The organism is Janthinobacterium sp. LM6, from assembly GCF_002002885.1.
Classification (GTDB): Bacteria; Pseudomonadota; Gammaproteobacteria; order Burkholderiales; family Burkholderiaceae_D; genus Janthinobacterium; species Janthinobacterium kumbetense.
In genome coordinates, this window is record NZ_CP019510.1 from 3,682,923 (window position 1) to 3,696,315 (window position 13,393).

Annotated in this window: 12 protein-coding genes; 5 read left to right on the plus strand and 7 right to left on the minus strand. The window is 63.6% G+C overall.

Features of this window, described 5'->3' with window-relative positions; translation table 11 throughout:
• The 7 genes from ldcA to queE all read right to left on the minus strand — a co-directional run bounded on the left by ldcA (position 1) and on the right by queE (position 7,425).
• Complete coding sequence (gene ldcA, locus BZG29_RS16175; protein ID WP_077404868.1) at positions 1-918, minus strand: muramoyltetrapeptide carboxypeptidase; 918 nt, start codon at positions 916-918, stop codon at positions 1-3.
• Positions 919-950: 32 nt separating this feature from the next.
• Positions 951-1,868: an alpha/beta hydrolase gene (locus tag BZG29_RS16180; protein ID WP_077404871.1), complete on the minus strand. Its 918-nt coding sequence runs from the start codon at positions 1,866-1,868 to the stop codon at positions 951-953.
• Positions 1,869-2,020: 152 nt separating this feature from the next.
• The gene (locus BZG29_RS16185; RefSeq protein WP_077404874.1) at positions 2,021-3,175 is read right to left on the minus strand and encodes a ChuX/HutX family heme-like substrate-binding protein; all 1,155 of its coding nucleotides are present in this window, start codon (positions 3,173-3,175) and stop codon (positions 2,021-2,023) included.
• A 62-nt stretch (positions 3,176-3,237) separates the two neighbouring features.
• On the minus strand, positions 3,238-5,595 hold the full coding sequence (locus BZG29_RS16190) for a TonB-dependent hemoglobin/transferrin/lactoferrin family receptor (RefSeq protein ID WP_077404877.1): 2,358 nt from the start codon (positions 5,593-5,595) through the stop codon (positions 3,238-3,240).
• A gap of 236 nt (positions 5,596-5,831) precedes the next feature.
• Positions 5,832-6,341 carry a tRNA adenosine(34) deaminase TadA gene (gene tadA, locus BZG29_RS16195; RefSeq protein WP_077404881.1) on the minus strand — a complete coding sequence of 170 codons (510 nt, stop codon included), beginning with the start codon at positions 6,339-6,341 and terminating at the stop codon, positions 5,832-5,834.
• The gene (queD, locus tag BZG29_RS16200; protein WP_035819191.1) at positions 6,334-6,780 is read right to left on the minus strand and encodes a 6-carboxytetrahydropterin synthase QueD; all 447 of its coding nucleotides are present in this window, start codon (positions 6,778-6,780) and stop codon (positions 6,334-6,336) included. Before queD ends, tadA begins: the two co-directional genes overlap by 8 nt.
• Positions 6,781-6,789: 9 nt before the next feature.
• Positions 6,790-7,425 carry a 7-carboxy-7-deazaguanine synthase gene (gene queE, locus BZG29_RS16205; protein WP_077404884.1) on the minus strand — a complete coding sequence of 212 codons (636 nt, stop codon included), beginning with the start codon at positions 7,423-7,425 and terminating at the stop codon, positions 6,790-6,792.
• Between the two features lie 283 nt (positions 7,426-7,708).
• On the opposite strand from queE, the gene BZG29_RS16210 reads away from it, so the two are divergent.
• The 5 genes from BZG29_RS16210 (at position 7,709) to BZG29_RS16230 (ending at position 13,363) form a co-directional block, all read left to right on the plus strand.
• Positions 7,709-8,614 carry a sensor histidine kinase gene (locus BZG29_RS16210; RefSeq protein ID WP_077404887.1) on the plus strand — a complete coding sequence of 302 codons (906 nt, stop codon included), beginning with the start codon at positions 7,709-7,711 and terminating at the stop codon, positions 8,612-8,614.
• 103 nt (positions 8,615-8,717) lie between these two features.
• Positions 8,718-9,704 (plus strand): diguanylate cyclase, encoded by a 987-nt coding sequence (locus tag BZG29_RS16215; protein WP_150130943.1) that lies wholly within the window; start codon positions 8,718-8,720, stop codon positions 9,702-9,704.
• An 84-nt stretch (positions 9,705-9,788) separates the two neighbouring features.
• Complete coding sequence (locus tag BZG29_RS16220) at positions 9,789-10,076, plus strand: type II toxin-antitoxin system Phd/YefM family antitoxin (protein ID WP_077404893.1); 288 nt, start codon at positions 9,789-9,791, stop codon at positions 10,074-10,076.
• Position 10,077: 1 nt separating this feature from the next.
• A complete protein-coding gene (locus BZG29_RS16225) occupies positions 10,078-10,410 on the plus strand; it encodes a type II toxin-antitoxin system RelE/ParE family toxin (protein ID WP_077404896.1) in 333 nt (110 codons plus the stop codon).
• A gap of 88 nt (positions 10,411-10,498) precedes the next feature.
• Entirely contained in the window at positions 10,499-13,363 is a 2,865-nt protein-coding gene (locus BZG29_RS16230; RefSeq protein WP_253192602.1) for a pitrilysin family protein, read from the plus strand.
• The last annotated feature ends 30 nt before the right edge of the window (positions 13,364-13,393 follow it).

Below are 13,393 nucleotides of genomic sequence, written 5' to 3' on the forward strand. Positions count from 1 at the left end.
TCAGGCGCGCGCCATGGTCGGGTAATCGCCCACCTGCAGGCTGAAGCCGGACGCATCCGATTGCAGCCGCGCCTGGCCGCCGAACGGCAAGGTGACGCGGCGGCGGATGTGGCCGAATTCCAGTCCCGTCAGCACGGGCACGGGCAGGCGCTGGCGCACGTAGGCCAGCATGGCGTCGAAATCGTAGCCCTTGTCCATCGGGCTCAGTTTATAGCCGGAAAAATCGCCGAGCACGACCGCTTGCTGGCGCTGGATCACGCCCGCGTGCAGCAGTTGCAGCAGCATGCGCTCGACCCGGTACGGGTGTTCGTTGACGTCTTCCAGGAACAGGATGCCGCCATCGATCTGGGGGAAATACGGCGTACCCAGCAAGTGAACCAGCATGGCCAGGTTGCCGCCCCACAATTTACCCGTCAGCTCGACCTGCGGATTGCCCGCCGCCGCGCCCGTGACCGTGTGCGTGGGACCGGCCAGGCACGACCACAGTTGATCCAGCGTAAATTGCTCGGGCTCGTCACGCGTAAAATCGTCGCAAATCATGGGGCCGGCAAAGCTGGCGCGGCCCGTCTTGGCCAGCAAGCCCATGTGGAAGGCCGTGAAGTCGCTGTAGCCGACAAACAGCTTGCCGCTGTCCGCCATGCGGTCGAAATCGATGTCGGGCAGGATGCGGCTGATGCCGTAGCTGCCGCGCAAGGCGATCACCACTTGCACTGCCGGGTCGGCGGCTGCCGCGTTCAGCTGCGCCAGGCGGCCCGCATCCGTGCCGCCGAAGCGCTGGAAGGTGTGCTCGGGGTCGTAGTAATTGTGGACGGTGGCGCCTTGCGCCTGCAAGCGGGCGATGCCGCGCGCCAAAGCCGCCTCGTCGGGCGCACAACCGCCCGGCGCGACGATGGCGATGCCAATCTCAGGTATCTTCAAAATGCCCGTGCCTTCAAAAGTGGTGGGCGCGCCTAGGCTGGCTGGGAGCGCATCTGGGGCGCCATCTTACCTTGCAGATGCACATCGATCAAGGCGAGCAGGCGCTCGATCAGCTGGGGCGGCATGTCGTGCCCCATGCCTTCGATCACTTCCAGCCGGGCGCCGGGAATCAGCGCCGCCGTATCGATGCCGCAGGCGACGGGGATCAACGGGTCGGCCGCGCCATGGATCACCAGCGCCGGACAATTGATGCTCGGCAGCAAAGCCGTGCGCTCGCCCGAGGCGGCAATCGCCACCATTTGCCGCGCCACGCCTTCTGGGCAACTGCCGCGCTGCAACGCCGCTTCGATGCGCTGGTACAGCAGTTTTTCCGACACGGGATAAGCGGGACTACCGATCACGCGCACGGTGGCGGCCATGTGCGCCATCAGTTCGGCGCGGCTGGCGTTGCGTTTCGGGCGTTGCAACAGCGCATTGCGCGCGGCCCGCGTGGGGCCGGGCAAGCCGCGCCGGCCGCTGCTCGACATGATGGAAGTCAGGCTGAGCACCTGCAGCGGCGCGCGCGCCGCCATCACTTGCGCGATCATGCCGCCCATCGACACGCCGATCACGTGCGCCTGGGCAATCCGCAGGGACGCCAGCAAGCCCAGCGCGTCTTCCGCCATGTCATCGAGGGTGTAGGAAGTCTTGAGGGGCCAGCCCAGCAGGTTTTTCACGTAGGCCAGCGGCAGATACGGTTTGCCCCCCAGCGCCATCTTGCTCGACAAGCCGCTGTCGCGGTTGTCGAAACGCACGACGCGAAAGCCTTGCTCGACGATGCCTTCGACGAAGTCCGCCGGCCAGGCAATCAGTTGCATGCCCAGGCCCATGACCAGCAGCACGCACGGGTCATCGGGGTTGCCGTGGCTCTCATAAGCTATGTTGAGGCCGTTCGCCATGATGGTTGCCATGATTGCCTCTCTTCCAGAAACCAGCACGCAGGCACGATCGCTGCGGCCATGGAGTCAGCATACCACTATTGTGATCTTGCCATCATGACTCATGCGGAAGTACATCTGAAGTGTTGCCGCGCCGGTACGGCGCGCGGCAACTCTGCTGCTACTTACTTGGCCTTAGGCAAGGAATCGGCCAGGTCCACCCAGCTTTGCGGCTGCGGTTTGCCGCGCTCGCGCACGCCGAAGAAAGAGACCACTTGCGTGCCGTCGTTGTCGAAGAACTCGACGGAAGTGACGCCGCCGCGCTTGACGATCCAGCCGCTGCGCAGCGCCGTGTCGCGGATGTGCAAATTAAAATCCGGGTCGAGCACGTTGAAGAAGCCGCCGGCGGCCATGGTTTTCTCGATCTTGCCGCTGTAGATCTGCGTCAAGCCTTCATTGCCCAGGAAGACCATGATGGCGACCTTGTCCTTCGCCGTGTTTTCCAGCAGGGTGCGCAGCGCTTGCGGCGTCACGCGCTCGACCACGCCGGCCGGCGCCAGGCGCAGCGCCTGTTCGCGCGACAGGTGGAATTCGCGCATGATTTGCGCAAACTGGTGTACGTCCGTCATGTCTTTCCAGGCCAGCTGGAATTCCTTGACGTCGATTTCGCTGTCCGGCTTTTCCGCCGCTTTCGGCGCCACGGCCAGCACGTTCAATTCAGCGCTTTGCTGGGGCATGCGGAAGGCCGTCACCAATTTATCGTAGACGGCCACGCCCGGCTCGTTGCGCAGGTAAATCTTGTGCACGGCCGTGCCGTTGGCGTCGAAAAATTGCAGGCTGCGCGTCGGCTTGCCGTCGCGGCCTGCTTGTTCTACCGCAAATGCGTATTTCCAGTTTTCAAAGTGGAAACGCAGGTCGATCTGGCCGCCCAGGTAGCCGCCAGCGATATTGCGCTGGCGCGCTGCCGCTTCCGGGTCCTTGGCGTCGGCCTGCTCGGACTTGTCGCCCGCCTGCTTGAATTTGCTGGCGACGCCCGTCGTTTCGATGACGCCGTTTTCATTGCGCGTGATCGCTTGCACGATGCCCAGGTCCAGCGCGGCGCGCATGATTTCGCGCGGCTGGTTGCCGTCGGCCTGCAGGCGCGTGACGCCCTTGCCGATGTTGGTTGCCAGCAATTGTGCTTCGGATACACCCAGCGCGCGCGCCGCGTCGCGGATCTGCAGCTTCGGCTGCTCCGTGCGCAAGGTGGACCAGCGTTCCGCCAGGGTGGCTGGGGCCGCGTATGCGTTTGCAATCAGCAGGCTGCCTAGCAGGGATAGAACGAGTTTGGATAACTTCATAGAGAGACCATTCAATCAAACATGGAAAAAAGAGGGACAGGCGCCCCTCCCCCGGTAAAAATTTAGAAATTCACGCTGAGGCTGGCGGCGACGTTGCGGCCCGGCTTGGCGTAGCGCTCGATCTCCAGGCGGCTGGCCGCCGTGGTGCCGGCGGCCAGGCTGCGCGCGGCGGCGTAATCCCAGTACTTGCGATCCGTCAAGTTGTACACGCCGACGATGATCTTGGCGTTCTTGTGCACGTTCCAGTAAGTCGACAGGTCGAAGATGGTGTACGACGGCACCTTGAAGAGCGGTGCGGTCGAGCCCATCAGCAAATCGTTCGGCGCCTGTTTCTCGCCGGCATGCAGCGCCGTCAGTTCCAGGCCGAACAACTTGTTCGCATGGTCATAGCCGAAGGTCAGCGCCGTCTTGGCCGGCGCCACCGAGGCCAGGCCGCCGCTGTCGCCCGTCAGGGTATTGAAGGAGCGGCCCTTGGCCACGCCCGTGGCCAGGTCGACGCGGTAGCCCTGCATGGCGGGCAACCAGGTGCCCAGCTCCGCGCGCAGGCTCAGCTCGGCGCCCCAGGTACGGGCATTGCCGATGTTTTCCGGACGGAACAGGCCCAGGGTGAGGGTCGGGTAATTCACCGGATCCAGCTCTTGCGCCACGTACTCGATCATATTCTTGTACTCCGTCTGGTAGACGGACGCCTGCATGCTCAAGCCCCTGGTCACGTCGCCTTTCAGCCCCAGCTCATACGCCTTGCTGGTTTCTTTGCCCAGATTCGGATTGCCCAGCACGGCATAGCCATTACCCGTGCCCGTATAGCTGATGGAATCATAGGTACCCGTGCGTTCGATCGCCGTCGGCAGGCGCGTGCCGCGCGTGAACGTGGCGTAGGCTTGCATTTGCGGCAGCACTTCCACGGACAGGCTCAGGCTCGGCGTGAAGTAGGAATCGCTCTCCTTGCGCACTTCCTTGGCCGCATTCGGCACGCCGATCAGGTAGTTCTGCAGGTTTTTCGGCTCCAGCTTGCGGTAGTCGGCACGCAGGCCCGGCGTCAGCACGGCTTTCTTGCCGCCCAGGTCGAAACTGAGGTCGTCGCGCACGTACAGGGCCAGCTTGGTGACATCCATGTCGGCCATGCGGTTCTTGCGCGTGATCTGGTGCTCGCCCGTGGCGATGAGGGTGCGGTCTTCCATCCAGGGCCGGCGCGATTTGGCCTGTTCCAGCTGCACGCCGTACAGCAGCGCGTTGTCCGCGTTGAGCTGCTTGAACGCTTCCGAACTCAAGCCGATGCTGTCATTCTTGAAGCTGGTATCGATGGCGCGCTGGGCGTTGCCGCGGTAGACATAGCGCCCCTTGCTCTTGTCCTCGATCTTCGCATTCTGCAGGTAGACTTTCGAGGTCAGGCGGTCGAACAGGGCGAAATCCTTCAGCACCACCTCGTGGCCCAGGCTGACGCGGGTGCGCTTGGTGGTGGAATCCTGCTGCACGCCGTCCGGGTACATGGCGCTGACTTTATTGTTGAGGTCGCGCTTGTTCTTGCGTTCGAACATGTCGACCGTCAAGTCCAGCTTTTGTTCGCCCGGCAAGGCCCACACCAGCTTCGACAGCAAGGCGTTCGAATGCCAGTCATCCGGGTTGACGGTGGCGCTGCCGCGGCTGTCAAGCTGCTCGCCGTCGCGGTGCACGTACACGGCCAGGCCTTGCAGATTGGCGCCAATCTTGGCGGCGCCCGTCAGGGTGTGCGCATTGCTGCGGTCCACCGTGGCGCGGCCGTATTTATACGCCACATAATGGTCCACCCCTTCGCCCAGGTAATCTTCGGGCGACTTGGTGATGAAGGCCACGCCGCCGCCCAGGCCGGGATTGGCGCCGCTGACGGCCGTCGTGCCCGAATCGATGCGCACTTCGCGGAAAGTTTCTGGATCAAAATAATCGCGGCCCATGCCAAACGCGTTCATGTTACTGCTGTCCGGCTTCGGTGACGCGTCGGGCAGGGAAATGCCGTCGAGTTCCAGGCTGACCCGGTTGCCTTCCAGGCCGCGGATGTTGTAACCGGTATTGCCCGCGCCATCCCACATGCCGCCGCCGCCCGAAGCCGCCATTGGCGTGCTGATCAGCGGCTGATAGCGCACGACGCCGGCCATGTCCGTCACGTTGCGGCGCTCCAGGTCGTCGCTGCGGATCACCGTCTTGGTGCCGGCGCGGCGTTCGTAATCCTGCTTGGCGTTGACGACGATTTCCGGGAAGACAGGCAGCCTGGCCGGTTCCTGGGCGGCCGTGCCCGCGTTGATGGCGGCCGTTTGCGCCACGGCAGGCAGCAGCGGCGCGGCGAACAAGCCCAGCAAGGCGGCACGCAGCACGAGGTTGTGGCGGCGGGCAAGAACGGGAGATACGACGGGCGCAGCGGAACGCTGCAGAAGCACTGTAGTCATGATGATCCGGTTTAAGAGTGGAGGCTGGCTCTTGAACCCGGATCGATAACGAAAGTGTTAACGATGCATAAGGAAAGTTTGCTGGCGAAAACAATACTGTAACACGAATCATTCTCATTTGAGAATGGCAAAGTGGTCTAGACAGATGTTATTTCGCAACAATTATAAAAAATGCCAGCCGGGGTGGCTGGCACGCGGGACAAGGCCATGGCGACCCTGCCCTGCCTGGGCCGAAATCAGGCCGGAGGATGGGCCAGCTTGCGCGCTTCCGCCTGCGCGCGGCGGCGTTCGGCAAAGAAACGCTTGAGGAAAGCGCCGCACTCGTCGGCCAGCACGCCGCCAACGATGGCCGTCTGGTGGTTCAGCGCCGGCTGCTCGAACAGGTTCAGCACGGAACCGCAGGCGCCCGTCTTCGGGTCGCCCGCGCCGTACACCACGCGCGCCAGCCGCGCATGCAGCATGGCGCCCGAGCACATCACGCACGGTTCCAGCGTCACGTACAGCTCGCAGCCGGGCAAGCGGTAGTTGCCCAGCTTTTCGGCGGCCGCGCGCAAGGCCATGACTTCCGCGTGCGCCGTGGGGTCGTGGCGGCCGATGGGCTGGTTGTAGCCCACGGCGATGACTTCGCCATCCTTGACGACGACGGCGCCGACGGGCACTTCACCCAGGTCCCAAGCGTGCTGGGCCTGCTCCAGGGCCAGCTGCATATAGCGCGCGTCCTGCGCGCCAGCGTGCGTTTCAATCATCGGTCACTTCTGCCCAGCAATTCGGCGTTTCATGCAGCACCAGCTTATGCAGGTGCAAGCCCGTGCCGAAATGGTCGGTAAAGGCCGCTTTCAGGATCTCGAAGGCGATGCGCGCCAGGTTTTCCACGGTCGGGATACGGTCGATGACGACGGTTTTATGGTCGGGCAGGCTGGCCAGGAAGTCGCGCACGGCCGTATCTTTTTCATACACGAGGAAGGCGTGGTCCCAGACATCGACCAGGTGCTGCTTGGCCAGCGTCTTGACGTCGGAAAAGTCCATGATCATGCCGTTGTCGGAATTGCCTTCCGCTTCGATGACCTTGCCGACCAGGGTGATTTCCACCGTGTAGCGGTGGCCGTGCAGGTTGCGGCACTGGCTTTTGTGGTCGGGAATGCGGTGGCCCGCGTCGAATTCGAGCTTGCGTGTGATAGTCAGCATATTGTTTTGTTAAGGTATTTGCAGGAGTTTATGGGTTTGCAGGCTCAGCTTCCACTTCGGGTTGCTTTTGCACGTTTCGATGGCCAGCTTCATGTTGTGCGCGGCCAGGGGGCCGTCCATCGCCTGCACGAAGAAGTTCTCGAAGTCCAGTTGTTCGTAGGCGGCCAGGTCTTGCTGGAACTGGGGGATGACGACCTTGATTTCATTGCCTTTGTGCACCACCAGGGTGGAACCCATCTTCGGGCTGACGCAGATCCAGTCCACGCCGGCCGGCACGGGCAAGGTACCGTTGGTTTCGATGGCGATGGTAAAGCCGACCGCGTGCATGGCGTCGATCAGGGCCGTGTCCAGCTGCAGCAGCGGTTCGCCGCCCGTAAACACCACGTATTTGCTGGCGGTATAGCTGGCCGGCCACAGGCTGTCGATCAGCGCGGCCAATTCCTGCGGCGTCTTGAACTTGCCGCCCAGTTCGCCATCGGTACCGACGAAATCCGTGTCGCAGAACTGGCACACGGCCGTGGCGCGGTCGCTTTCGCGGCCCGTCCACAGGTTGCAGCCGGAAAAGCGGCAAAACACGGCCGGACGGCCCGCGTGCGCACCTTCGCCCTGCAGGGTATAAAAAATCTCTTTGATGCTATAAGTCACTGTATTTCCTAAGAGCTGGCTGGCGTCATCGCGCAGGGCGAACGCATCGGAGCCGGCGCGTGGCGCCGTTACCGCAAAAGCCGATTGACAACCCTCTATTATATGCCGCCACGACACTTCCCGTGCAAATGCCGTGCCCGTCACCTGCCGCTGCGGCATCCGGGGGCCGGAAAGCGACACGGGCGGGCAAAACTGCGCGGCTTTTGCGTTTAGACAATATAAATAATCCCAAGTTAATATATTTTCTGTAAGAACATTGCCTGATGGAAAACTTTAAGGGAGCATGGACATGCTGCAACGCTGGCTACGCCCGCCGTACCGCCTGAGTATTCTGGCCTGCCTGGCGGCGGCCGCACTCGCGGCCCTGCACGCCGGCCATGCCGCCGGGTCGATGCAGCAGGCCGGCACGCCCTCCCCGCCAACACTGGCCTGCGCCATCCTGCTCGGCGCCCTGGCGCTGCTGCTGTGGCGCCAGCACCGCCTGGCGCTGCGTCTGCAGGCACTGGAACAGCTGCGCGCGGAGGCGGAACAGGCACGCCTGGCCGGCGAACAGCACAAGGCGCGCGCGCAGGAACGCCTGCGCATCGGGCGCGACATCCACGACGACCTGGGCCAGCATCTGCTGACCCTGAAAATCGACCTGGCCATGCTGCAGACCAGCACGCATGACGCCGCACCCTTGCTGGCGCGGCAACTGGCCATGATGGCGCGCAATATCGACCTCAGCATCGCGGCGCTGCGCTGCGTCATCCACGACCTGCGCCCGCCCGCCCTCGACGCAGGACTGCAAGCGGCGTGCGACGGCTTGCTGGCGGATTTCAAGCGCACCACGGGCATCGACTGCAGCTGCGACTACCGGCTCGACGCCGCCGCCGGCAGCGCGCACGGCCCCCTGCTGTATCACGTGCTGCAGGAGGCGCTGGCGAACATCGCCCGCCATGCGCGCGCCACGCATGTCCAGCTGAGCCTGCAACAAGAGGGGGCCGCCCTGGCATGCCGCATCAGCGACGACGGCATCGGGCTGTCGGGCTCGCCGCCGCGCCTCGGTTGCGGCCTGTCCGGCATGCATGAGCGCGTGGCTGCCGCCGGCGGCAGCCTGCACATCGAAAGCCGCAGCGGCGCCGGCACCACCTTGCGCCTGTCCCTGCCGCTGGCTGACTGCGAGGAGGCGACCCTGCTGCACGACTGATCGTATTGCGCAATAAGTATTGCTCAATATCAACACCCTCCGCCCCGCTGCACTGCATCATGGCCAACGAGCCAGCCCCATTCACCCCAAGAAGGATGCTTACATGCCGGATAGCCATGCTCATGCCAGCGCATCGCCCTGCGATGCAGCCCAGGGTTTCGCCGTCAAGATGATGGAGTTGCTGGTGGTGCCCACCTTTGTCCTCGACGTGCATGGCCAGGTCATGATCTGGAACCGCGCCTGCGAGCAGCTGACGGGCGTGCCCGCGGCCGAAGTGCTGCGCACGCGCGAGCCGGGCCGCTGCTTCTACAACGACGAGCGCCCCACCCTGGCCGACCTGCTGCTGGCCGGGCGCGGCGGCGACATGCGCGCGCTGCACGCCCAGCAGCAATACCGCAGCAGCTCGGGCGGCAATCTGTGCGCGGAAAACTGGTGCGACATGCCGCGCACGGGGCGGCGCCGCTACCTGGCCGTCGATGCCAGCCCCATCTATGGCAACCACGACGAGCTGATCGCCGTCGTCGAAACCCTGCGCGACATGACGGATGAAAAACGCGCGCACGTGGAACTGGAACGCCTGGCCACGCGCGACGGCCTGACGGGCCTGGCAAACCGGCGCTGCTTCGACGACACCCTCCTGGCCGAGTGGCAGCGCGCCCAGCGGCAGGGCCAGCCCCTGTCGCTGCTGATGGTCGACGTCGACAATTTCAAGGAATACAACGACAGCCACGGCCACCAGGGCGGCGACCTGTGCCTGCGCAAGGTGGCCGGCGCCGTGGCCAGCGAAATGCGCACGAACGACCTGGTGGCGCGCTACGGCGGCGAGGAATTTGCCGTCATCCTGCCGAACCAGTCGCTGAAGGGCGCGGCCATCGTGGCCGAACGCATCCGCCAGCGCGTGGAACGGCTGCAACTGCCGCGCAAGCGTCCCGACGGCGCCTGCGTCACCGTCAGCATCGGCGCCGCCACGGCCTTGCCCGGCCCCGGCACGGAACTGGGCCAACTGATCCACACGGCCGACTGCGCCCTGTACCGCGCCAAGCACCTGGGCCGCAACCGCATCAGCCTGCCGGAAACGACGCTGACGTAAGCGGCAAGTGCCCGCATCAGGAAACACGACCAAATTTGGCGTATATTTAGTCCGATCTAATTTACATTCAATCGCGGAGCCGCCATGGACCTCAAGGAACGCATCAAGCCGATTTCCTATTTGAAGGCCCACACGACGGAAATCGTCAGCAGCTTTGACGCGGGTCAGGACGAACCGCTGATCATCACGCAGAATGGCGAAGCGAAGATGGTCGTGCTGTCGATGCATGCCTATCAGGAAGGCAAGCGGCAGGCGCGGCAGATGCAGGAACAGCATGCATTTATGAAACTGATCGCCATGGGCAACCGGGACAACGCGCGCGGCGACGTGGTGTCCGAAGAAGATTTCCTGGCCAGCCTCGACCAGGATTGAGATGACGCGCATCGTCGTGCTGAACAGCGCCGCAGCCGATTTCAGGGAATTGCGCAGCGACTTCCAGGCGCGCCATGCGGCGGCGGCCCATGCGCAGTTGCTCCTGGCTTTCCGGCAATTATTCGCCGATCTCAAGACCCTCCCCGCCAGCGGCACCCCCGTCGAAGCCGCCCGCGACCTCGGCATGGATGTGCGGCAATGCCTGTGCGAAGAAATCCGCGTCGTGTATCACCATGTCCGGGCGCACGACATCGTGTATATCCGCATGTTCCTGGCGACCCGGCGCGATTTTCTGACGCATCTGACGACACGCATCCTGCGGCCCGACTGTTAGCCCCTATGCAGGGCGGCACGAATATTCTATGCTGCGGCGTTGCACTTTCATAACATCCAAAAAAGAAGGAGCCCTCGTGTCAAGAATCATGCCCGCTTTATTACCCGCTTTCGCCCTGGCCCTGTCGGCCATGGCCTCGTCGAACCTGGGCGCCGCGCCCGTCAAGCCGGCCGCTGCCCACGGCGCCACCGCCGCCAAGGCCGATCTGCTGCCGTTCAAGGCCACGGAAAAGACCTTGCCCAACGGCTTGAAGATCATCATCGTGCCGACCGGCTTCCCGAACCTCGTCTCGCTGCAGATTCCCGTGCAGACGGGTTCGCGCAACGAAGTCGAACCGGGCAAGTCCGGTTTCGCCCACTTCTTCGAACACATGATGTTCCGCGGCACCAAGGCTTATCCGCCCGAGAAATACCAGGAAGTCATCACCCGCGCCGGCGCGCGCCAGAACGCGTATACGAGCGACGACTTGACCAATTACCACACGACGTTTGCCAAGCAAGACCTGGAAACCGTGCTGAAGGTGGAAGCGGACCGCTTCCAGCACCTCGACTATGCGGAAGACGCGTTCAAGACGGAATCGCGTGCCGTGCTGGGCGAATACAACAAGAACAGCGCCAATCCCGTGTCGAAACTGTTCGAAGTGATGCGCGACAGCGCCTACACGACGCATACCTACAAGCACACGACGATGGGTTTCATTCAGGACATCGAAGACATGCCGAACCAGTACGCGTACTCGAAGCTCTTCTTCGACCGCTGGTACCGTCCCGAGCGCACCACCATCATCATCGCCGGCGACGTGGAACCGCAGCAAGCGATCGCGCTGGTGGAAAAATACTGGAGCAGCTGGCAGCGCGGCAAGCAGCAGGCGGCCGTGCCCGTGGAGCCAAAGCCGCGCGGCCCCGTCTACAAGCACGTGGCCTGGCCCACGCCGACCCTGCCGTGGGTGGCCGTGGGCTTCCACGCGCCCGCGTTTTCCGTGAAGGACAAGGACCAGGCGGCGCTGGCGACGTTGCTGTCGCTGTCCTTCGGCCGCACCTCGCCCCTGTATAAACGCCTGGTGCAGAACGAGCAAAAGGTCGACCAGCTGTTCGAGATGACGCCGGACCGGGTCGACCCGACCCTGGCCGTGCTGGGCGCGCGCGTGAAGAACATCGACGATGCCGTCTACGTGCGCGACGCCATCCTGGCCACCGTGGCGCGGCTGCGCGACACGCCAGTGAGCGACAAAGACCTGGCGGACGCCAAGTCGGCGGAAAAATACGGCTTGATCCGCTCGCTCGACAACACGGAACAGATCGCCGGCACCCTGGCGTCCTTCGTGCATTTCGACCGTTCCTACGCCACCATCAACCAGTACTACCGCCTGATCGATACGCTCACGCCGGCCGACCTGCAGGCGGCCGCGCGCAAATACCTGACGGACGAGGGCCTGGTGGTGACGACCCTGTCGCACCAGCCGATGGCGGCCGCCATCGCCGCCACGCCGACACTGGCCAGCCTGCTGCCGGCCGCCTCGACCGCGAAGTTCGACGTGCTGGTGCAAAAGTCCGCGCTGCCGCAAATCCGCTACAAGCTGCTGTTTACGGCCGGTTCCGCGCAAGACCCGCAAGGTAAGGAAGGCCTGGCCGCGCTGACGGCATCCATGGTGGCGTCGGGCGGCTCGTCCGAGCGCAAGATCGACGAAGTCAACCAGGCCCTGTTCCCGCTGGCCGGCAGTTTCAGCCAGCAGACGGACAAGGAAATGACGACCTTTACGGGTTCCATCCACCGGGATAACTGGACCCAGTTCAACGCCATCGCCCTGCCGCTGCTGCTCTCGCCCGGTTTCCGCGAAGACGACTTCCGCCGCCTGAAGGATGCGCAAAAGAACGCGCTGCTGCTGGACCTGAAGGACAATAACGAAGAGGAATTCGCCAAGGAACGCCTGCAAACGAATGTGTATGCGGGCACGCCGTACGGCCACCCCGTGCTGGGCACGGTCGCCGGCATCGACGCCATCACCCTGGACGACGTGAAACAGTTCTGGAAGAGCGCGTATGCGCAAGGCGCCGTCAAGGTCGGCATTTCCGGCGACGTGTCGGACGCCATGACGGCCTCGCTGACGCAGGCGCTGGCAAGCCTGCCGGCCGGCCCAGGCTTGCCCGCCACCGTGAAACCCGCGGGCCGCAAGGCGCAGGGCCTGGAAGTGGAAATCATCGAGAAAAACACGCGCGCCACGGCCATTTCCTTCGGCTTGCCTTTGGAGGTGACGCGCACGCACCCGGACTTCCCCGCCCTGTGGCTGGCGAAGACGTGGCTGGGCGAACACCGCGCCTCGAATTCCTACCTGTACCAGCGCATCCGTGAAATCCGCGGCATGAACTATGGCGACTACGCGTACATCGAAGCCTTCCCGCGCGGCATGTACCAGTTCTTCCCGAACCCGAACCTGGGCCGCAAGGCGCAGCTGTTCGAAATCTGGATCCGCCCCGTGGCGCCGGACAACGCCCATTTCGCCCTGCGCGTGGCCCTGACGGAATTGGGCAAGCTGGTCGACAATGGCTTGACGCAGGACGATTTCGCCACCACGCGCGATTACCTGATGAAGAACGTCTTCGTCATGACGTCGACGCAGGACCAGCAACTCGGTTATGCGCTCGATTCGCAATGGTATGGCACGCCCGAGTTCACCAAGCTGATGCGTGACGGCTTGTCGAAACTGACGGTACAAGACGTCAACCGCGCCATCAAACAGCATCTGTCGGCAAAGAACCTGTCCGTGGTGATCGTCGCCAAGGATGCGGCCGGCTTGAAGGAAAAGCTCGTCAGCGACGCGTTTTCGCCCATCAAGTACGACGGCAACAAGCCGCAGGCGCTGCTCGATGAAGACAAGGTCATCGGCGCGATGAAGCTGGGCATCCAACCGGCAGCCGTCACCGTCACGCCGGCGGCACAGGCGTTCGCCAAGTAAGTTTGTGCCAGATCAACCTCGTCCGATGCA

What these genes read in the sequence shown, in the direction of transcription:
- BZG29_RS16180 (WP_077404871.1), bottom strand. Translation starts at nt 1,868, where the DNA reads ATGGCAACCATCATGGCGAACGGCCTCAACATAGCTTATGAGAGCCAC.
- BZG29_RS16185 (WP_077404874.1), bottom strand. Translation starts at nt 3,175, where the DNA reads ATGAAGTTATCCAAACTCGTTCTATCCCTGCTAGGCAGCCTGCTGATT.
- BZG29_RS16190 (WP_077404877.1), bottom strand. Translation starts at nt 5,595, where the DNA reads ATGACTACAGTGCTTCTGCAGCGTTCCGCTGCGCCCGTCGTATCTCCC.
- tadA (WP_077404881.1), bottom strand. Translation starts at nt 6,341, where the DNA reads ATGATTGAAACGCACGCTGGCGCGCAGGACGCGCGCTATATGCAGCTG.
- queD (WP_035819191.1), bottom strand. Translation starts at nt 6,780, where the DNA reads ATGCTGACTATCACACGCAAGCTCGAATTCGACGCGGGCCACCGCATT.
- BZG29_RS16210 (WP_077404887.1), top strand. Translation starts at nt 7,709, where the DNA reads ATGGACATGCTGCAACGCTGGCTACGCCCGCCGTACCGCCTGAGTATT.
- BZG29_RS16215 (WP_150130943.1), top strand. Translation starts at nt 8,718, where the DNA reads ATGCCGGATAGCCATGCTCATGCCAGCGCATCGCCCTGCGATGCAGCC.
- BZG29_RS16220 (WP_077404893.1), top strand. Translation starts at nt 9,789, where the DNA reads ATGGACCTCAAGGAACGCATCAAGCCGATTTCCTATTTGAAGGCCCAC.
- BZG29_RS16225 (WP_077404896.1), top strand. Translation starts at nt 10,078, where the DNA reads ATGACGCGCATCGTCGTGCTGAACAGCGCCGCAGCCGATTTCAGGGAA.
- BZG29_RS16230 (WP_253192602.1), top strand. Translation starts at nt 10,499, where the DNA reads ATGCCCGCTTTATTACCCGCTTTCGCCCTGGCCCTGTCGGCCATGGCC.